Here is a 21989-nt window from a genome sequence, read left to right as displayed (position 1 = left end):
GCAACATGAATAAAACGGTTATAAAAAGAATGCTAATTGGCAGACCATTAAAAACAAGGGAATTAGGAGACCAAAAATTAAATAAGTTAAAAGCTTTAGCCATTTTATCTTCTGATGCATTATCCTCTGTTGCATATGGAACAGAACAAATTTTGCTCGTATTAGCAGGGGTTGGTGCAATAGCCTATTGGTACTCTATACCGATTGCAGTAGGAGTGCTTGTCCTGTTGACAGCATTAATTTTATCCTATCGACAAATTATTTATGCTTATCCACAAGGTGGCGGAGCCTATGTAGTTTCCAGAAATAATCTTGGTGAAAATGCTGGATTAATTGCAGGAGGTTCATTGCTCGTTGATTATATTTTAACAGTGGCAGTAAGTGTAACTGCAGGAACAGATGCAATCACATCGGCATTTCCTGCTTTGCATCATTATAATGTGCCAATAGCATGTTTCCTCGTTTTGTGCATAACAATACTAAATTTAAGGGGAGTTACTGAATCAGCATCCGTTCTTGCCTATCCAGTTTATTTATTTGTTTTGGCACTAATGATTTTATTGGGAACAGGGCTTTGGAAAATAATGAATGGAGAAGTACCAGAAACATTGCATTCGCCAATTGGCACCGTTGTACCTGGACTCAGCTTGTTTTTATTATTAAAAGCTTTTTCTTCTGGATGTTCTGCTTTGACAGGAGTGGAGGCAATCTCAAATGCAGTGCCAAACTTTAAAGAACCATCTGCCAAAAACGCTGTTCGCACTTTAACAATGATGGGGATCATTCTTGCTGTATTATTTTCAGGAACTACTTTTTTAGCTTATTACCTTGGCATTTCTCCTAAGGTAGAAGAAACAGTTATCTCTCAAATTGCATCAGAGGTTTTTGGAAGAAATGTATTGTATTATTTTATTCAGGTAACAACAGCCCTTATATTGGTATTAGCAGCCAACACAGGATTTGCAGCATTTCCATTACTTGCTGTAAACTTGGCTACAGATAAATATATGCCGAGAATATTCACTATACGTGGTGATCGTTTAGGATATTCGAATGGTATCGTTACGTTAGGTGTAGCTTCCATTCTTTTAATTATCATTTTTGGCGGTAATACGGAAATGCTTATACCCCTTTATGCAGTTGGGGTGTTTATTCCCTTTACTTTATCGCAAACGGGCATGATTCTAAAATGGTTAAAAGAAAAACCAGCTGGATGGAAAGTGAAATTAAGCATTAATTTAATTGGAGCAATTATCACATTTACTGTTTTAGTGATTTTATTTACAACTAAATTTACTCAAGTATGGTCTGTACTTCTATTTTTGCCTATTATCGTTTTTGTATTTCACCATATAAACACTCATTATAATAATGTTGCAAATCAGCTGCGGCTTGAAAAACAACATCAAATAAAAAAACTAGAAGGCAATATTGTCATTTTGCCAATTGCGGGAATAACAAAAGTCGTAGAAAATTCTTTAGCTTATGCAGAATCTGTTGGTGATACGATTATCGCTGTATATGTTGCGTTTGACCGGGAAAGTGAAAAAAGAATGGAAGAAAAGTGGAATGCGTATAGACCAGATATACGTTTAGTGACTCTCCATTCACAATATAGAAGTTTAATAAGACCATTACGGCGGTTTATTGATGTAATTGAAGAAAAGGGAGAAGAAAATAATAACAGTGTAACAGTTATTATTCCCCAGTTTATTACCAAAAAAAGCTGGCATAATATTTTGCACAATCAATCAAGCCTTTTATTAAAAGCACATCTTCTTTATCGAAGAAATGTTATTGTAACTACAGTACCATTTCGTTTTAAAAAATAGAAAATAGCTTAAACTTCTGCAGTACTCATCTTAGAGAGACTGTAGGAGTTTTTTTTCGTCGCCCTCCTAATTATGGATCATTGATCTTTTTTTTACATAATAATTAGATCAATCATTTTCTTTTAATAGTAATCGGAGGAGTCAGTCAATATGAAATGGATAAAAATAATGAAAAAAACTGGAAATCTCTCCCCTCCAGTTTTTTCGTTATAAATAAAAGTTAACCAAATAGGATGCCGCCATCAATAATAACAGCTTGTCCTGTCATATAATCAGAGTCAGAAGAAGCTAGGTAAGAAACAAAGTTTGCTACATCTGCAGGTTCTTCTGTCCGTCCTAATGTAATAGATTCTGAAAATTTCTCAAATGCTTGTCCTTTTTCCATCCCCATATACTCAACCATGCCTTCGTCAATGCGATCCCACATATTTGTGCCAACAATTCCGGGACAATAGGCATTTACAGTGATTTTCGAGGAAGCTAATTCTTGAGCAGCAGCCTGAGTCCAAGCTTTCACAGCAAATTTAGTTGCAGAATATGCACCTAAAAGGCTGTATGCTCGATGTCCTGCAATACTGCAAGCGTTAATAATTTTTCCGCCTGTTCCTTGTTTTTTCATCTGTTCAGCTGCTGCCTGTATGCCAAATAAAGTACCAAATACATTAATTTGGAAAATTTTATGTAAATCCTCTTCAGCAATATTTAGAATAGAATCCACTTGATCAATTCCTGCATTGTTGATAAAAACATCTACTTGTCCATATTGTTCAACCGCTTTATCTACTAATGAAATCATGTCTTCTTTTTTACCTACATTTGCTACAAACGCACTGCTTTCAATGCCTTTTTCAATTAACTCAAGTGAAGTCCTGTTAGCACTTTCCTCATTTATGTCACTAATAACAACTGTAAAACCATCTTTACCAAGACGTTCAGCTATCCCTTTTCCAATCCCTTGACCTGAACCTGTAATAATTGCTACTTTTTTTTCTGTCAATCTAAACATCCTTTCTACTTTAAAATGTCTTACTAATTTCATACCCTTTTCATTTAGGAGTAAACGAATGTATGCAAACATTTATAGAAAATATATTTCCCGAGAAATATGTCGAATTTTAGGGGGGATAAGTTTTTTTTGTTCAGAGATAAGAAAGAATAAAATTTTACAACTTAGATGAGTGTCTAGCTCCAGCGCCTATTGCCTATCGAACTTCAGGTCTTCTCCCTACGATAAGTCAACATCGATTCGCTAACGCTCATCGTGTTTCCTTTATCTCAGTCGAAGCCCTTCCGAAGTACAGGATGTACAAGTGCCGATGTTGCAACAGGACGTTGCGTAGTTAATCGGCCAGTTCGTACGGCAATGAGCAAGGCGCTTGCGCTTTTCTTATGTTCGATTGGATTTAAAATAATAGAAGTTTTTTCTACAGTACGGTATGATAAAGAAGTAATTATTTTTAGATGAAAAGAAGAGAGGGTAAAGGCTTCGTGAAAAGTTCTGCGTTAGCGGCGGAGCGGAAATTTAACCGGCTGCCGATTATTTTGATATTAGGGGCATTAGCAGCATTTGGTCCACTTTCAATTGATATGTATTTGCCAGCATTGCCAGCATTAACAGATGAGTATCATACAACTACAAGTTTGACACAACTTAGTCTATCCTTTTTTCTTATTGGCTTAGCTGGTGGGCAGTTGATTGCCGGCCCGTTAAGTGACAGCATGGGAAGGAAGAAACCGTTATTAATCGGTTTAATTGTCTATACGATTACTTCATTATTATGTGTTTTTAGTCCATCGATCTACATATTAATAGTATTAAGACTTCTGCAAGGCATTGCAGGTTCAGCCGGCATTGTTATTTCTAGAGCAGTTGTAAGGGATTTATACAGCGGCAAAGAATTAACAAAGTTTTTTGCTTTAATTGCCTTAGTAAACGGAGCCGCACCTATCGTGGCACCTGTTTTAGGAGGGCAGTTCTTGCGTTTCAGCACATGGCAAGGCATCTTTATTGTTTTATGTTTAATCGGTTTAGTTATGCTTATTTCTGTTCATTTTCTTCTGCCAGAAACATTGCCTGCAGAAAAGCGAATAATAGGCGGGTTGAAGAATACGGTAATCACATTTAAACGAATCTTAACAAATCGGTCCTTTTTAGGTTTTGCACTTTCGCAAGGATTTATAATGGCTAGTATGTTTTCTTACATTTCTGGTTCTCCATTTGTTATTCAAGATGTTTTCGGTGCTTCTCCTCAATTATATAGCATCATTTTTGCTGTAAATGGATTAGGAATTGTCATTGCAACACAGGTAACTGGAAGATTGGCTGGAAAATATGATGAGAAAAAACTTTTTATTTCAGGATTGTTGATTAACTTGATTGGCGGTCTTCTTTTATTTATTGTTAGTTTGACGGATGGTGGATTATTGATTCATTTGCTTCCATTGTTTTTCGTGGTATCAAGTGTAGGTATTGTTACCACCACTGGATTTTCTATGGCGATGCAAACACAAGGAAAAACAGCAGGAAGCGCTGCTGCATTATTAGGAGTGCTGAGTTTGATGCTGGGTGGTTTTATCTCTCCACTTGTCGGTTTAGGAGAAATTAAATCCTCTATACCAATGACTACAGTAATTTTAGGGTCAGGTTTATGTGCTTTCCTATCTTATTTTGCCCTTAGTAAGCAAAAAATTAGGAAATGATGTTTCTTGTAGCTAAAAATGATTTGCTGGATGTACGATTGTAATTACAAGGTATTACGCAAAAATATAGTGAAAGAAAGGGAGATAAAATAATGAATCTTTTTGAATTAATAAAAAATCGACGAACAATAAAAAAATATAAATCCGATTCTGTGGATCCTGCAAAAGTAAAGAAGTGGCTTGAAACAGCTAGGTTTGCTCCTAACCATAAATTGACGGAGCCTTGGGAAATAGTATTTATTGGGTCAGAGACAAGATCAGAACTAAATCATAAGATGAATTTTGGAAATGCACCAGTATTGTTTGCAGTTCTTTCCCATAAAGGTAGAAATGAATTGGAAAGAGAAGAAAACCTTGCTGCAGTATCCTGTTTTATTCAAAACTTTATGTTGTTAGCATGGGATGAAGGGGTAGGGACTTTTTGGTGTTCAATCGGTGCTTCTGAGAGAGGAAAAAAAGTTTTGCAAGTAAGCGATGAATATGATGTAGTTGGTGTAATTGCTGCAGGCTATCCGGAAGAGATTCCAGCTCCAAAGGAAAGAACAGCTATTGATTTAAAAATAAAACAACTTCAATAAAGCTTAGCAAAGGAATGCAATACTGGAATTAAAAGACATAAAGCAGCCCAAGTAGAAGAATTCCTTTTACAAATGAAATTCTGGTAAATAATTAGAATTTCAATTTTGTAGGAGGTTTTTTTAGGGAGGCTTTTTTTGTTTTCTTTTATCCTTTATTAATATAATAAACAGGGGGAAGCATGGGCATAAATGAATGGGAGGGAGGCAGAGAAATGAATACCTGGAAGTTGGTTTATATTTATACTGTTATTGTAATTATTTGTTCCTTTACACCGATTATAGGTCGGTATATTGCGTTGATTAATACATTAATTCATGAAGTTTGCCATGTAATTGCAGCCATTTTTACAGGGCAGAAACTTAGGTTGCGTCATAAAATAAATTTACATTATGATTCATCAGGCATTGCAATCACTCAAATTGATTCATGGTTAGGCCAAATTGTTGTTGCGTATATGGGATATACAGGTGCGTCTCTTGCAACTTATGGATTTTTTTATTTACTGAGCAAACATTACTATACAGCTATTCTTTATATTTTTTTAACGGTTGCATTTCTTTCCACGATATTATGGATAAGAAATATATATGGTTTTGTTTGGATACTTTCCTTTATTGTCATTGTTTGCTGGATTATTTATAAGGATAATTCTTTTTTTATTGTGAACATAAGTATCTTTTTAAGTTGTGTCATGCTTGTGCAATCCGTTCTAACTGCATTTATCATCTTTAAGACAAGTATTCAGCAAAGGAAACATGCAGGTGATGCAACTGCATTGGCAAAAGCCACAAAAATTCCAGCTGTCATATGGGGTACTCTCTTTTTTAGCCAGTCCGTTTGTATCGTCTATTTTGTTTTCAAGCTGTAGGATGCAAAACTCCTTTAATCTAAGTTTCTTCTAATTTTTGTAAAAGCAATGATATTTTTTATTTCTAACGTTGTTAACGGTTTATTGTCTACTGTAATAATAGGATATCCATCATGATAGTCAGTTAATTCTATTGTGGTGGATGTCTTTTTTCTCTTGAGAATATAATCGACTGAAACATCATATAAATCAGCAATTTGTATAAGTGCACGTAAAGAGGGTTCACGATATCCCGATTCATAACCTGCATATGTACTTTTAGCAATTCCGAGCAAATCAGCTGTTTCTTGCAATGACCAGTTTTTTTGTTTTCTAAGTTCATTTAATTTTTGCAGCAACTGCAACACTCCTATTCTTTTAAATAGAATTATAGCATGAGGAATGGTATATTAAAAGAAAAAAGTACGCAAATTGAATACATATATTGCTTTATTGGCAATGGTCATACTATAATACAACTAAATATAAAATGCGTTTCGCGTACATTTGATATACTGATATTTTAGGAGGGAAGAAATGAAAAAAATATTATTGCTTGCTACAGGTGGAACGATAGCTTCAGTGAAGGGAGAAGAAGGATTGGTACCAGGGATGTCTGCACAAGACCTTCTTCAATATTTTGAAGGCGATTCTGAAATTGTAGATGTTACATGTGAGATTTTGATGAATAGAGATAGTACAAATATACAGCCAGAGCATTGGGGTGTCATTGCAGAGGCAGTTGTGAAAAATTATGATTTGTATGATGGTTTTGTTGTTACACATGGTACGGATACATTAGCCTATACATCAGCAGCATTATCGTATATGCTGCAAGGGCTAAAAAAACCAGTTGTTATTACAGGTTCCCAGGTGCCGATAAGCTTTAAGCAAACAGATGCGAAAAAAAATGTTGCGGATAGTATACATTTTGCAATGGAAAATGTCGGCGGTGTGTTTGTTGTATTTGATGGAAGGGTTATTATTGGGACGAGAGCAGTAAAAATGAGAACAAAAAGCTATGATGCATTTGAAAGCATTAACCATCCATATGTTGCTTCTATCCATCAAAATAAAATTACTTATTTTTGGAATCCTAATGATTCAAAAGATACTTTTAACATCGATACTAGTTTATGCCCGGATGTTTTTTTACTTCAGCTTCATCCAGGAACAAAACCAGAAATATTTGATTATTTAAAAACAGCCTATAAAGGAATAATAATCGAAAGCTTTGGAAATGGCGGACTGCCGTTTGAAGGAAGAAACTTGCTGCCTAAATTGCAGGAGCTTGTAGATGAAGGAATTGCAGTTACAATCTCTACTCAATGTTTGGAAGAAGGAGAAGATTTATATTTATATGAAGTAGGAAGAAAGGTTGCGCAATATGATGTTATTTTATCGGCAGATATGAATACTGAAGCCATTGTTGCAAAGTTAATGTGGGTGCTAGGGAAGACTAATAATAGGAAAGAAATAAAAGAACTGATGGAAAAACCAATTGCATGGGATTTATCAGTTGATTGGGAAAGGGAAAAATAAGATTGAGAAAAAAAATAAACGCAAGAAATATTTGGAATTTATTTTTACTTCATGTCGGAGTGTTTCTTATTGCTGTAAATATTCATTTTTTTTTAGAGCCTAATCATTTCGCAGCAGGGGGACTTGGCGGGTTAAGTATAGTATTAAAAGCACTCTTTCCGATGTATTCGCTTGGAGTACTGATGCTCTCATTAAATATTATTTTATTTATCATTGGTTTTGCTTTTTTAGGATTTCAGTTTGGCATAAAAACCATATATGCAAGTTTTCTACTTACTTTTATGGTTTGGATATTAGGGGAATATTATTCTTTAGGTACAGCGATAAGCCATGACTTATTTTTACAGCTTGTAATTGGTACATTGATTGCAGGTCTTGGATTAGTCATTGTTTTTCAACAAAATGCATCAACTGGCGGAATGGATTTAATTGCCATGATTTTAAATAAATATTTTTCTTTTGATATTGGCAAGGCAGTATTAATAGCAGATTGTACGATCAGTGTACTGGCAATATTTGCTTTTGGGATGGAAAGAGGTTTGTATGCTTGCTTCGGAATTTTTTTTAGAGGAATAGTCATTGAGTATTTTAACAGTCAATTAACGACTACGAAAGAAGTTGTGATTATTAGTGAAAAATGTGATCTCATCCAAGAGTTTATCATTCATCAACTGCAAAGTAGTGCTACTATTCATACAGCAAAAGGCGCTTATTCAGAGGATGAAAAAAAAGTAATAACGATTGTGCTGGAAAGACAAGATTTTATAAAATTAAAACGATTTATTTTTCAAATGGATAAGAAAGCTTTTGTTACCGTTCATAATATGAATGAAGTAATGGGAATAGGATTTAATAAGACTGTAAAAAATTAAGAAAGATGGGGGGGAATCTCCATCTTTTTTAAGTAATATTTTTGACAGGGGATAAGAATTTCAAGCCAGCTGAGTGCCAAGTCTGAAGGATTGCCATCAGTGTGGTCGGATGGCTCCTGTGAGAATAATTTCCATTTTGGTAATAATATGTCCATTATTGTTGTAATACCTCATCATAATGGAATCCCCTAATCAAAATAATAATTTTCTTATCAAAATTCTTCCTCTACAACATAAGGTTCTTTCAACTTGCTTTCTATTTCGTAATTAAACGCTTGCATCTTTTCTGTATTGATAGTTCCAATTAATTTATCAAATCAAATGGGTTGACAATCTGTTCATTTTCTTATAAATTTATATTGAATTAAAGATATATTATTTTGAGATTTATTATCCGGATATTTATTGATGAATAATATATTGTAAATTTTTAAAAAGGAAACCAGTAAATAGTAAGATTCCGAAAATGGAATAAACTAATTGAAATGAATTTGAAAAAAGAAAGGGAGATTATTAATTATGGCAAAAGTATTGTATATTACAGCACATCCACATAACGAAACAGTTTCGTACAGCATGGCAACAGGAAAAGCATTTATTGAGGAATATAAATCAGTTAATCCTAATGATGAAGTGGTTCATATTGACTTGTATAAAGAAAATATACCACACATTGATGCAGATGTTTTCAGCGGCTGGGGAAAATTGCAATCAGGCAGTGCATTTGAAACTTTATCTGCAGAAGAGCAAGGAAAAGTTGCAAGACTAGGTAAATTAAGCGAACAATTTGTATCAGCAGACAAATATGTTTTCGTAACACCTTTTTGGAATTTCTCATTTCCTCCTGTTATGAAAGCATATATTGATTCTGTTGCAGTAGCTGGAAAAACATTCAAATATACAGAGCAGGGTCCTGTTGGTTTATTAACAGATAAAAAAGCAATTCATATACAAGCTCGTGGTGGAGTGTATTCACAAGGTCCAGCAGCAGAACTAGAAATGGGACATAAATATTTAACCGTTATTATGAACTTTTTTGGAGTACCTTCTTTTGAAGGGATTTTTGTTGAAGGACAAAATGCATATCCAGAAAAAGCAGCAGAAATTAAAGAAAATGCAATTGCAAAGGCAAAAGATGTAGCACGCACATTCTAATAAAATAAGTTTTATCTGCAAGCTTCAAATTTTATACTCGTCAAGAATGGCTTACAGTTTAGATTAGATAGAGACTCGATTCTTTTTAAGGAATCGGGTTTTTACTATCTTATAAAGGATAGTATTAAATTGCAACGATAATAAGTTTTAATATCATTTCCATTCCTTTCTAAATATGACTTTTCGTATTTTTCTTTTTTAAAAAGGCTGTTTTCTAAAAGTTTGTTGCTTTTTAATAAGGTGAAAAACCTTTTAGAATGACTGATTTGCCTAAATACACGTAGACTAATGCTTAGATTAGCGAGACAGGCGAGAGGAAAGCAGGAGTGAAACGACGAAGCGGCTCGAGGCTCGCCCCGCGGAAAGTGAAGTGTATTTAGGCTGAGGGCTAAATAACAACAATCTATACGAAAAGTACCTTTAAAAAATCAAACTAATTGAAAATATTTTATCCCACTCTTAAGGGGCAGTAAAACCCCCACCTCAAGATGCTGAGAAATCGAGGAAGCTAGGTGGGGGTTTTACTGCCCGTAAAGATCCGAGGGAGGTAGACAAACTAAGGTAGCCACTTCCTGTGGCAACGTTTGTGTGATCCACATCCTGTGGACCTCAAGCTTTCCATCAGTGGGGGATGAACAAAACCCCCACTGATGGAAGGTTCACTTTATAAAATAGGGATTAAAGGATAGTTAATTTAATCATGGAGATAGATACGATGTTCTTATAAGAAACATAGAAGAATTTTATTTAATTTTTTTAGAAATTCACTTATTATAGTAAAGAGATGAATTGCGAAAAGGAGATAAAATAGTAATGAAAATAGTATACAAATATACGTAAAAGTAGCAATATATACCTATGAAACAATTCAAACCTAAAGATTTTGCAGAATGATTAAATGTTTCTGTAAAAACCCTACAAAGATGGGATAGAGAAGGTGTATTAATTGTTTACCAAAACCCAAAAGGAAAAGTTATCTCCAAAAGAAGAAATGATTCAAGATTTCATTTCGATCATTCATGTATTTAGTTGTAGAATATACGGATTAAGAAAATACATGAAAAGATCGCTGAGGAAAAGTCAAAATGAGAAAAGCTTATTTCGTTGAAATCAAACCAACATGGAATCAACTAACTAAAATAAGCCAAACTATTGGTGTATGTAGGTATGTATACAACTTATACTTGGATAAAAACTAAGAAATGTACGAAAAAGAAGGCAAATTTATGAGTGGATATGACTTCTCTAAATGGCTGAATAATATTCACACGAAGGAAAAGAAACAGGACTTGTGGATAAAAGAAGTCTCAAGCAAAGCAGTTAAACAATCCATTATGAATGGTGACAAGGCATTTAAACTTTTTTTAACGGAATATCTAAATTTCCTAGATTCAAAAAGAAAAAGAATCAAGATGTGGCTTGTTATTTCCCGAAAAACAATAAAACAGACTGGACGATAGAGAGACATCGGGTAAAAATTCCAACTATCGGTTGGGTCAGGTTAAAAGAATTTGGTTATATTCCAAAAGAGGTAATGGTGAAGAGTGGAACCGTATCACACAAAGCAGGAAGTTACTATGTGTCTGTTTTATGCGAAGTAGAAACACCCAAACCTAAAACCGAATTAAACAAAACCGGTATAGCTATTGATTTAGGTATCAAGGACTTTGCCGTGCGAAGTGACGGAGAAACACATTTCAATATCAATAAAACGCCTAAAGTAAAAAAGCTAGAAAAGAAATTAAAAAGGGAACAACGTTCTCTGTCGCGTAAATACGAAAATCTAAAAAAGAAAAGAGGGGAATTTGCTGCTAAAAGGAGAACGAATCTAGACAAAAATATTCTTAGAGTGCAAAAGCTGCATATTCGTTTATCCAATATACGATTGGAATATGTGAAATCTATTGTAAACGATGTGGTGAAAACCAAACCACGATTTATCACAATAGAAGATTTGCATGTAAGAGGAATGATGAAAAACAGACACCTATCTAAAGCAATTGCACAACAATGCTTTTATGCCTTCAAAACATGGTTGAAAGCCAAATGTATACAAAATAGCATCGAACTTCGTCAAGTAGATAGATTCTATCCTTCTTCCAAATTATGTTCGACTTGCGGAGAGAAGAAAGTGAATCTAAAGTTATCGGACCGAGTTTACAGATGCAGCTGCGGCAATACCCTAGATAGAGATAAGAACGCATCGATTAACCTTTTACAAGCGAAGGAATATACCATTTTAACTTAACTAAAGGGTATCTATATACGGTGGGCTACATCGGAATTTACGTCTGTGGAGAGCTATAGCAACGATGGTAGCGAGCAACTGGCGAAGTCGGGTTCGCAGAAGCAGAAAAACTCTAAGAATATACATTTGTATATATTTTTAGTAGCAGAAAGTATGACAACATATATAGAGGGAATTCAAAAAAACTTTAAAAAAAGTCAAGAGAACAGAGGAAGATTACTGATTAACTGTCCTGATAAACCTGGAATAGTTGCAGCGGTTTCTAAGTTTCTTTGTTTAAATGGGGCAAATATATTAGAATCTAATCAATATACAACAGATCCAGAAGGCGGAAGCTTTTTTATACGGATTGAATTTGAGTGTTTAGGATTGCAAGAAAAAAAGCAAGAATTAAAAGAAAAATTTCTTCCCATCGCTGAACAATTTTCGATGGATTGGAAGTTAGTTTTAGTAAATGAATTAAAGAGAACTGCTATTTTTGTTTCTAAAGAACTGCATTGTCTACGTGAGTTGTTGTGGGAATGGCAAGGCGGAGATTTAATTACTGATATTGCTCTAATTATTAGTAATCACGAGGATGCAAGAGAAGTTGTAGAGGGGTTAAATATACCGTACTACTATATTCCTGCAAGCAAAAAAAATCGTAAAGAAGCTGAGGCAAGGCAATTACAGCTGTTAGAAGAATATAATGTGGATTTCGTTATTTTAGCAAGATATATGCAAATACTAACAGAGGATTTTATTGCTGCACATCCTAATAAGATTATTAATATTCATCATTCGTTTTTACCGGCGTTTGTTGGAGCAAAACCGTATAATCGTGCATATGAGCGAGGTGTAAAGCTTATTGGTGCAACGTCTCATTATGTTACAAACGACTTAGATGAAGGTCCAATTATAGAGCAGGATATTATGAGAGTGGACCATCGCGATCAAATAGAGGACTTAAAAAAGATTGGTGCATCTATTGAAAGAAGTGTTCTAGTCCGTGCTGTTAAATGGCATCTTGATGACCGTATCATTGTTTATGGAAATAAAACAATTGTATTTTAAATAATAATATACAAAATAAAGATTTATTAATGCATCCATTTGCCTATCATATTAAAAAACGTGTGTTCTTAATTTTAAAAAGATCATATTTAGCAAGTGGAAGGATTGGCACCTGATTTGAAGTCTTCTTTTCACTGGAAAAATAAAAGGTTATAAATACGAGAGAACAATGCTTTAGAAGGAGCGGTGGTTTTTAACAGACTACTCTTCTTCTAAAGTTTTTTTTCTAAGATTGCGGAGCGTCTGTCTCCGAATATAGTTAATAGTACTTTTTGAAGTCGAATTTTTATTACGTTCGCTAATTGTAAGATTTACTTAATTCAATTAAAAAGAAGTGTCTACCTTGTATTATTCCTCTTTTTTTCACTGTTTTACCTTCCGTTCCAATTGAATACAAGTAGTTTATTATTGCACATATCTATTTCTGAGCTTATTGTTAGGATTTTCTATCTTTGCAACATTTTTTTAAAAAGTGGTTCATGAAATTCATGTTAGTTTAATCCAGGTTTAATTACCTGTAATTTTTTTAATATATTTGTAAAGAAAATTAAATATGATAGCAAACACTCTTTTTTTATAATGAAAAAGAAAGAGAAAATATAGGGAAAAAGCGTAAAATAACTATTATTATATAATTCATTTATACAAAAATATGACTATAGTATTATATACGAAGAGATTAATTGGTAATAGTATAGGTATTAAATAATAATATATTTTCATATTAAAAAGTTATACATAAGCTTAATAGGATATTAGTAGGTAAATTATCGTTGGTTCAAATAGACTAGGAGGTAGAGGAAGATGAAAAGGGTAGTTGTACCAGGTTTCTTTTTAGCAGCGTTATCTTCACCAATACTTGTACATGAAGTGCATGCAAATTCAATAAAAGATGAAGAAATAAAAAAATATGTGGTAGTAGATAAAGGTTCTACACTCAATGTTAGAAAATTACCTTCTACATCTTCTAGTGTAATAACTAAATTGAAAAATGGCGAAGAAGTATTCGTTTCCACGGAAGCAAATGGGTGGTCTAAAATTACCATAAATGGACAGACAGGATATGTTTCATCGGAATTCTTAAAGAAATCAGATGCAAGTAAAAAAATATCAACGGTCAGCAAATCCACAACGTCACAAAAAACGATAGTCAAATATATAAATGTTGATAAGGGATCCAGTTTAAATATGCGTACTAAACCAAGTGATAAATCATCCATTATTGTAAAACTTGCAAAAGGAGTTTCTGTCACATATTACTCCGAATCAAATGGCTGGGCAAAAGTAAAAGTCTATGGGAAAGAAGGCTATGTTGCATCCAAATATTTGTCTAATTCAAAAACATTCTCATCAGATTCTAAAAACACGATAAAACAGAGTTCTTCTATTACTGCTACTACAAAAATAGAAATGAAATATGTAAATGTAGATGGAAACTCATTTTTGAATCTACGAAGCAGTGCTAGTTCAAATGGTAGTATTCTAGCAAGATTGAGTAGGGGAGCAAAGGCAGAGATCCTATCTGAGAAAAATGGATGGTCTAAAATCAAAGTTAATAATAAGACAGGATATGTTTCCAGTCAATATTTATCCTTAAAGAAGCCAGTAGATGATACCAAAAAGCCGGCTGCTGTTAGTTCAACAACCATTATGTATGTAAATGTAGAAAAAAATTCGACATTGAATATGCGCAGCAGCGGAACTTCGTCAAGTAAAATCGTTGCTAAGTTAAAAAGAGGTTTAAAGGTTGAAGTATATTCACAGTCAAAAGGCTGGGCAAAAATAAAGACGGATAATAAGGTAGGCTACGTTAATACAGAGTTCCTCACAAAAAACAAAATAACAGATGCTGCATCATCCGAACCAAATCAACAAAACAGTTCAGGGGATAAAGAGAAGACGACTATTAAATATGTAGCTATTAATAAGGGCACCTCATTGAATGTAAGAAAATCTCCATCTACGAGTGCTGATATTATTAAAAAGCTTACTAATAATACGGAAGTTAGTGTATTATCAGAAAAAAGCGGATGGTCCAAGATTAAAGTGGAAAATGTAACTGGCTACGTAAGTACAAGCTTTTTAAAAGATAAAAAAATCCAATCCGAACCTGAAAATAAACCAAATGAAAATAATACAGATGGATCCAATAATAATCAACCTGCTGAAATAAAAATGTTTGTAAATGTCGCCCAAGGATCCAGTTTAAATATGCGTGAAAAACCATCCACTTATGGAAAAATTATCAGTAAATTGCCGGCAAACACACTGGTAGTAGTTTATTCGGTAGAGAAAGGCTGGGCAAAAGTCTCTGCAAATGGAAATATAGGGTATGTCAGCTCAGAATTTTTAAAAGAAGACTTGGCAAACCCTCCCGCAAGCAATGGATTAGTACATACTAATTATCAAAAATATGGTATTACTTTAGATGAAATGACAGGTATACAGATGGATGCAAATCCACAAACTGATAAAAAGTATAATACATATATAAGAGAAGATGCGCTTGTTTTTAAGACTGCTGATTCTACTAAAGGAACTGTTCTTGGAAACGGCTGGAGATTAAGAGGTGGAGCAGGTACAGAATATTGGGTGACCAATAAAGTGAACAGTGGGGAGCAATTAACGGTTGTAGCTAAAGTGAAAGGATCAGACGGCTATTATTGGTATCAAGTAAATAATACTCAAAGCTGGGTAAGTGCAAGCAAGGAAGATACCTCTTATTATATTAATCCAAAAAACTTTGCTGGCGATAAGGTAAGTTCGATGCAATTTCTAAAATTATCAGAAACGGCAAATATTTATGATATAGAAGTAAATGAAAAAATCCTAGCTGGGAAAGGAATTCTTTCTGGTAAAGCATCTGCTTTTGTTGCAGCTGCAAATGCATATGGAATCAATGAAATTTACCTTATATCCCATGCTTTGCTTGAAACAGGAAGCGGCGCTTCGACACTTGCAAATGGCGTTACGTATAATGGGAAAACAGTTTATAATATGTATGGCATTGGCGCATATGATAACAGTGCCATAACAAGCGGAGCAAAGTATGCTTATAATGCGGGCTGGTTTACACCAGAAGCTGCTATTATAGGCGGAGCGAAATTTATCGCGCAGGGCTATATTAATGCGGGTCAGGATACACTATACAAAATGAGATGGAATCCAAATGCTGCAGGAAACGAAGGAGTAGCGACCCACCAATATGCATCAGATATTGGTTGGGCTGCAAAACAAGTAAGTCAAATATATAATTTATATAACTTATTGAATTCGTATACGATAAAATTAGAAATACCAGAATATAAATAAGTTAGTATAGATAAGATGACTACTTAGAAGTGTGGACAAAGTAATTGCACCATATAATGGTTGAGAAGATAAACCACTATATGGTGAAGTAAATAATAGAATAATAGAAAGGGATAAAGAAAGACTGTTTAATGTAAATAGTTTTTCTTTTATCTCTTATTTTATATTTCTGCTGAGATTAGAATCTGCATGTTGTTAGAGGATGTCAGTGAATGGTCGAATCTCTATTCAGTGAATTTTGTTTTTTTAAAGAGTAAGAAAGTATAAGTTTTCTGAAGTCTGACAAGTGTCTAGCGCAAGCACCCTATCGACTTCAACGCTTCCCTCACCTCGTTTGCGTAGTCAACATCGAATCACTACGTTCTTCGTGTTTCCTTTATCTCACTCGATTCAGTCCAGCTTATTCCGTCGATGAGCAAGGGCGCTTGCGCTTTTTTTATTATGAATGTTCATGGAATTTGAATGATTCTGATTAATTTCAAGGGATTGCACTAATCTTGCATGCAATCTTTTTTTATTTATTTGTCTTGTTCTCTTCCTAAAAAAAATGCGTGTGAATATCCACATGAGAACAAGGATGAGTACAATGATGATCATTAGATTGCCCTCTTCCTTTGAAATTTGTATTTTCTATTTTCATCATACTACATCACAGCTCTCTATTAAAAATAATAGAGAGCTCAGGCTGTCGACAAAACGCTCGATTTCTTCGTTGTTCGCCTTACTTTAGGATGCTCATTACTATGGAATAAGGATGAACGACTAAGTACGTATTAAAGGAAAATCTACTAACTTCGCAACGTCCTTATGTCTTCGTCGATTGACTCGCATCCTGCGAGCCTGCGGCAACGTCGTTCTGACCAACATCCTGTTGCCCTCCGCTCCTCGTCAAGAGCTTCACGCCTCGAAATACAAACCGTTTTCGATCAGCCTGCAGTTTGTGCAAATACTACTTTGTCTACACTCTGAGCATTCGATTAAAAATAATAGAGAGCAGTGTGATGTCTTTTTTCAAAAATAGTTTAGCATTAAAATAGAAGAAGCAATGCAAACCATCTAAAATAGAGTAAAGTGGTTCGCAATGCTTCCTTAGCAGAACATTAATTTTTTACTATACACGAATCAATAGAATAGTTTTCAAAATGGATATCTGGAGTTAGTTCTAAGGCATATTTAGCAAGCTGTTGGCCAAGAAAAGGTCCCATTGTTAATCCAGAAGCCCCTAAACCGTTTGCAGCTATTATTCCTTTATAAACCATGAGTCTGCCGAAAACAGGCAAGAAATCAGCAGTAAATGGACGGAATCCAACCCTTGCTTCCAAAAATGTACTGTTTAATAGCCCTGGTGCATATTTTAATGCTTTATCCATCACTTCTTTCATACCGCCAACTGTTAATCGATAGTCAAAGTTGGTGTTATTTTCATGGGTTGCACCAATTACTAGACGATTATTGTCTAAGGAAAGAATATATTGGTCATGTGGAGGCATAACAACAGGCCAGCTGCTGCAATTTGTATTTGGAATTTGGAGATGGATTATCTGACCTTTTTGCTCTTCTACTTGAAAGGTTAACTGCAAAGGCTGTAATAATGGACCAGCCCAAGCTCCTGCAGTAATAATGGTTTCATCTGCTAAAATCTTTCGATCCTCTGTTTGTACACCAACGATTTTTTTTCCTTCTATAATAAGGGAAGCATTTGCCTGCAAAAACGCGGCGCCAAGTTTTTGTGATGTGCGAATAAGTGCATTGCGCAGTGCGAGGCCGTCAACCCTTGCAGCGCCGCTTACATAAACGGCTCCATATCCGTCAGCGATGGGAGGGAATAGGTTTTGCACCTCCTCGGGACTTATTATTTTAGCCACTCCAATTTCAGGTGCTGTTTCTCTTCTTTTTAATGTACGGTCCAACATGGCTTCTAATTTGCTATAATCTGAATGAATGCTTAACGCTCCGACTTTTGCGTATCCAGTGGAATATTCTTCGTATTTGGCTAAATCTTCTATTAGGGCTGGATAGTATTTTGCTCCTTCGCTAGCCAATAAATACCACCTTTTATTTCTCCTTTGTGAAATCCAAGGGCAAATTATGCCTGCAGCCGCTGCTGTCGCCCTGCCTTCATCTTCTCTGTCTATAACTGTAACAGATGCTCCTCTTTTAGCTAATTCATAGGCAGTGGAGGCTCCTAAAATGCCGCCGCCGATGACTATTATTTTTTTCATGATTTTATTCATCCTAACATGTACGTAAAATATTTTTGATTAACACGATTAGTTGCTGCGTTTTTTATTATAGCTTAAAAATAAAATTCTTCATAATGTCGAATCATGCGAAAAATGTCCTATTATGACAAAAAGCAAAAAAAATGCGGATCTTTATAGTTAATAGGACTTTAGAAGTGTAGGTAACGTTTTCAATTTAGGGAAAGGGTTTTCAAAAGGGGTAATCCATCCTTTTTTTTGGCAAAAAAAGAGTTTGAACAAAATGTGAAAAAAGCAATAAAATATTAATTTGAAACATAACTGTAATATTCCTATTACTTAAATGACAAATTATGATGATATACTTCTATTTGTGACGAAAGATGTTTTAAGAAAAACATCTTAGTCAAAAGCACTACAATGAATAGTTTCTGATGGAAAAACAGATTGAAACTTCTCATTGCTAAGATAGGACATAATTTTATAAACATAAATTCATACATAATAGAACGATTGATAAAGAGACAGTAGAGAATGCAGGGGGAAATGGAATGTTGAAAAAGAAACTAGTGGCGCTAAATACAACAATATTGCTTGGATTGGGTAGTTTTTCCGTCCCAGCAATAAATGCTAATGCAGAAACGCAAGCAAATATCTCGCAGCAAAGATCTGATTTGAAAACTCAAATTTCGGATGCTGAAATTAAAATAGTAGAAGCGCAAGAAAAATTAACAGCATTAAATGAACAAATTAAGCGAGTTGATAGAGCTGTTGAAGAGAACACTCAGCTTATTAAAGAAACAAAAGATAAAATTGCAGCTACAAAAAAAGAAGTTGCTGAATTAGAAGCGGAAATAAAAGAGCTAAAAGAAAGAATTGAAAAGAGAAATACAATCTTAAAAGATAGAGCGCGAACTTTCCAAGAAAATGGGGGAAGCGTAGATTATGTTGATGTATTATTAGGAGCAGCAAGCTTTAAAGATTTCGTGGACCGTGTCGGAGCAGTTGCTACAATTATGGAAGCAGACCAAGATTTAATTGCCAGCAACGAAGCGGATAAAAAGGACTTAGAAGGAAAACAAAGCAAAGTACAAGATAAATTAGTTGGATTAAATGATATGAAACTTGATCTAGAGGAAATGCAAAAGCAAATCCTTGCACAAAAAGAACAAAATGATAAATCGAAAAAAGAATTGCAGCAAAAAGAACAAGAAAATAAAAAATTAAAAGCTAAATTAGAACAAAAAGACAATACACTTGCTTCAAAAGAAAGTGAAATTAAAGCAATACTTGCAAAGAAAAAGCAAGATGAATTGGAAGATTTAGTCAGCTTAACTGTAGGAACAAACAATACAGATTCTAGTGCAGGCACTAAAAGAAAAAGCTCAGAAGAAAATAATAACAGCAGCAATAATGACAAACCGACTGTTGTTAATACAAGCAATGAAAATCCTGGTGGCGGTAAATCAACTGTTATCACAGCAGGGTATAAATATATTGGGAATTCAACTTATAAATTCGGAGGCGGGAGAACAGCTTCTGATATAGCAAATGGACTATTTGATTGCTCTGGCTTTGTTCATTGGGCATATGCACAGGCTGGTTATAATATTGGATCAAGTACAGATGCATTAAAAAACCAAGGAACTAGAGTTTCAGCAAGTGAATTGCAGCCAGGAGATTTAGTTTTCTTTAACACATACAAAACAGATGGACATGTAGGTATCTATGTAGGCGGTGGAAAATTCATCGGTTCTCAAAGTTCTACGGGTGTTGCAATTGCTTCCATGACAAGCGGCTACTGGAAAGACGTATTTAATGGCAGAGTAGTAAGATTCTAATATTTGCAAAATGAGTTGAATAGAAGCATTACCTAAAATAGTGTATAAATTAGGTAATGCTTTTTATTATGCTTAATCAATATATACCCACTATTAAAAATAATATGCAATTGTTTAAGTATTTTTTTATCCCACTCTTAACGGGCAGTAAAACCTCCACCTCAAGATGCGGAGAAATCGATGAAGCTAGGTGTTGAAACTCGCCCGTAAAGATCCGAGGGAGGTACACAAACTAAGATCGCCACTTCCTGTGGCAACGTTTGTGTGATCCACATCCTGTGGAACGCAACTAACCATCAGTAGGGGATGAACAAAACCTCCACTGATGGAAGGTTCACTTTATGGAAATACTGTTTTTAATAATATTTTTTAGAATTAGGAATAAGATAAATAGATAAATCTATTGCTTTCTTAATAAAAATAGTATAGAATCAATAATCGTAATCGTTATGATTTAAATAGGAATGACTTTAGGATTATTGTAAAATTTTTAACATTAAATCGTAATCAATACGAAAATAACAATAAAATCATTAGCAATCCAAAAAATGTTGTCCTATAACATGGGATTAGAGAACCTTTTATCCCACACTTAACAGGCAGTAAGACCCCCACCTCAAGATGCTGAGAAATCGAGGAAGCTAGGTGTTGAAACTCGCCCGTAAAGATCCGAGGGAGGTACACAAACTAAGATCGCCACTTCCTGTGGCAACGTTTGTGTGATCCACATCCTGTGGAACGCAACTAACCATCAGTGGGGGATGAACAAAACCCCCACTGATGGAAGGTTCACTTTATTGCTTGAAAATAATTATGATAGAAATGGGGAAAAAAGATGAAACTATTAAAAACAATACTGGCTGTCTTTTCAGTACTTATTTTAATAGTAGGCTGCAGTAATAATAAAGAGAATTCTGATTCGCAAAATACAAGTCAGAAAGATAAACTTCAAATTGTAACAACATTTTATCCAATGTATGAATTTACGAAAAAGATAGCAGGAGAAAAAGCAAATGTTACGCTGCTAATTCCATCTACTATTGAACCGCATGATTGGGAACCTACACCAAAAGATGTAGGCAATATCCAAAAAGCTGATTTATTTATTTATAATAGTACAGAAATGGAAACATGGGTGCCGGAAATAATAGGAACACTTAATGGTGCAAATGTTACTTTTGTGGAAGCAAGTAAGGGTATTACATTATTACAAGAGGCTGAAGAACAACATGAAGGTGAAGACCACGAAGCGTCTGAAGAGCAGCATTCACATGAAGTTGATCCACATGTTTGGCTAAGTCCCGTACTTGCGCAACAGGAAGTGGAAACTATTACAAAAGCCATTATAAAGGAAGATCCGAAAAATAAGGATTATTATAATCAAAATAGTACGTCATTTTTGCAAAAACTCAAAGATTTAGATTCTAAATATAAAACAGAACTTCAAAATAAAACAAGCAACGAATTTATTACGCAGCATACTGCATTTTCGTATTTAGCAAATCAATATGGCCTTATTCAAGTTCCGATTGCCGGTCTTTCACCTGAACAAGAACCTAGTGCAGCAAAGCTGGCAGATTTAAAGGAATTTGCAAAAGAGCATGCTATTAAAGTGATCTATTTTGAAGAATTGGCATCAACAAAAGTTGCTGATACGTTGGCAAATGAAGTAGGAGCTAAAACAGAAGTGTTAAATCCATTAGAAGGTTTAAGTACGAAAGATCAGAAAGAAGGCAAAGATTATATTTCTGTCATGGAAGAAAATCTTGCTCAACTGAAAATATCTCTGTTTAAATAATGATGTGAT

General features: G+C 34.5%; 14 protein-coding genes and 2 pseudogenes. 13 read left to right on the top strand and 3 right to left on the bottom strand.

From position 1 onward, the window contains the following. Window positions 1-5: 5 nt before the first annotated feature. Window positions 6-1832 (top strand): APC family permease, encoded by a 1827-nt coding sequence (locus tag ACTYBU_RS08055; protein ID WP_445488692.1) that lies wholly within the window; start codon window positions 6-8, stop codon window positions 1830-1832. 220 nt (window positions 1833-2052) lie between these two features. On the opposite strand, the gene ACTYBU_RS08050 is transcribed toward ACTYBU_RS08055, so the two are convergent. Beyond that, window positions 2053-2829, bottom strand: coding sequence for an acetoin reductase (locus tag ACTYBU_RS08050; RefSeq protein ID WP_445488690.1), 777 nt, complete (start codon window positions 2827-2829; stop codon window positions 2053-2055). A gap of 464 nt (window positions 2830-3293) precedes the next feature. On the opposite strand from ACTYBU_RS08050, the gene ACTYBU_RS08045 reads away from it, so the two are divergent. From ACTYBU_RS08045 to ACTYBU_RS08035, 3 genes are all read left to right on the top strand, one after another. Beyond that, a complete protein-coding gene (locus ACTYBU_RS08045) occupies window positions 3294-4532 on the top strand; it encodes a multidrug effflux MFS transporter (protein WP_445488688.1) in 1239 nt (412 codons plus the stop codon). A gap of 92 nt (window positions 4533-4624) precedes the next feature. After that, window positions 4625-5110, top strand: coding sequence for a nitroreductase family protein (locus tag ACTYBU_RS08040; protein ID WP_445488686.1), 486 nt, complete (start codon window positions 4625-4627; stop codon window positions 5108-5110). Between the two features lie 212 nt (window positions 5111-5322). Continuing rightward, window positions 5323-5979, top strand: a complete 657-nt coding sequence (locus tag ACTYBU_RS08035; protein WP_445488684.1) for a M50 family metallopeptidase — start codon at window positions 5323-5325, stop codon at window positions 5977-5979. A 14-nt stretch (window positions 5980-5993) separates the two neighbouring features. On the opposite strand, the gene ACTYBU_RS08030 is transcribed toward ACTYBU_RS08035, so the two are convergent. Next, window positions 5994-6317, bottom strand: a complete 324-nt coding sequence (locus tag ACTYBU_RS08030; RefSeq protein WP_445488682.1) for a helix-turn-helix domain-containing protein — start codon at window positions 6315-6317, stop codon at window positions 5994-5996. Between the two features lie 178 nt (window positions 6318-6495). Here ACTYBU_RS08030 and ACTYBU_RS08025 point away from each other — a divergent pair, with 178 nt between their 5' ends. The 7 genes and pseudogenes from ACTYBU_RS08025 to ACTYBU_RS07995 all read left to right on the top strand — a co-directional run bounded on the left by ACTYBU_RS08025 (window position 6496) and on the right by ACTYBU_RS07995 (window position 16140). Continuing rightward, window positions 6496-7500 (top strand): asparaginase, encoded by a 1005-nt coding sequence (locus ACTYBU_RS08025; protein WP_445488681.1) that lies wholly within the window; start codon window positions 6496-6498, stop codon window positions 7498-7500. Window positions 7501-7502: 2 nt separating this feature from the next. After that, window positions 7503-8372, top strand: a complete 870-nt coding sequence (locus tag ACTYBU_RS08020; protein ID WP_445488679.1) for a YitT family protein — start codon at window positions 7503-7505, stop codon at window positions 8370-8372. 519 nt (window positions 8373-8891) lie between these two features. Then, window positions 8892-9527, top strand: a complete 636-nt coding sequence (locus ACTYBU_RS08015; protein WP_445488678.1) for an FMN-dependent NADH-azoreductase — start codon at window positions 8892-8894, stop codon at window positions 9525-9527. A gap of 967 nt (window positions 9528-10494) precedes the next feature. Next, a pseudogene (locus ACTYBU_RS08010) lies at window positions 10495-10635 on the top strand (IS607 family transposase); the annotation flags it as partial. Then, window positions 10613-11775 (top strand): annotated as a pseudogene (locus ACTYBU_RS08005) (RNA-guided endonuclease InsQ/TnpB family protein). The pseudogenes ACTYBU_RS08010 and ACTYBU_RS08005, both read left to right, overlap by 23 nt. Before the next feature lie 153 nt (window positions 11776-11928). Beyond that, window positions 11929-12828 carry a formyltetrahydrofolate deformylase gene (gene purU, locus ACTYBU_RS08000; RefSeq protein WP_445488676.1) on the top strand — a complete coding sequence of 300 codons (900 nt, stop codon included), beginning with the start codon at window positions 11929-11931 and terminating at the stop codon, window positions 12826-12828. Window positions 12829-13632: 804 nt separating this feature from the next. Beyond that, window positions 13633-16140 (top strand): SH3 domain-containing protein, encoded by a 2508-nt coding sequence (locus tag ACTYBU_RS07995; protein ID WP_445488675.1) that lies wholly within the window; start codon window positions 13633-13635, stop codon window positions 16138-16140. 1100 nt (window positions 16141-17240) lie between these two features. Here ACTYBU_RS07995 and ACTYBU_RS07990 read toward each other — a convergent pair. Continuing rightward, on the bottom strand, window positions 17241-18362 hold the full coding sequence (locus ACTYBU_RS07990) for an NAD(P)/FAD-dependent oxidoreductase (protein ID WP_445488673.1): 1122 nt from the start codon (window positions 18360-18362) through the stop codon (window positions 17241-17243). Window positions 18363-18892: 530 nt separating this feature from the next. Here ACTYBU_RS07990 and ACTYBU_RS07985 point away from each other — a divergent pair. Both ACTYBU_RS07985 and ACTYBU_RS07980 read left to right on the top strand, forming a co-directional pair. After that, complete coding sequence (locus tag ACTYBU_RS07985; protein WP_445488672.1) at window positions 18893-20182, top strand: coiled-coil domain-containing protein; 1290 nt, start codon at window positions 18893-18895, stop codon at window positions 20180-20182. 835 nt (window positions 20183-21017) lie between these two features. Next, the gene (locus ACTYBU_RS07980) at window positions 21018-21980 is read left to right on the top strand and encodes a metal ABC transporter substrate-binding protein (RefSeq protein ID WP_445488671.1); all 963 of its coding nucleotides are present in this window, start codon (window positions 21018-21020) and stop codon (window positions 21978-21980) included. Window positions 21981-21989 lie beyond the last annotated feature (9 nt).

This window comes from Niallia sp. 03133 (genome assembly GCF_052663225.1).
The sequence above is the reverse complement of the archived record's forward strand: the minus strand, read 5'-3'. Positions and strand labels throughout refer to the sequence as shown.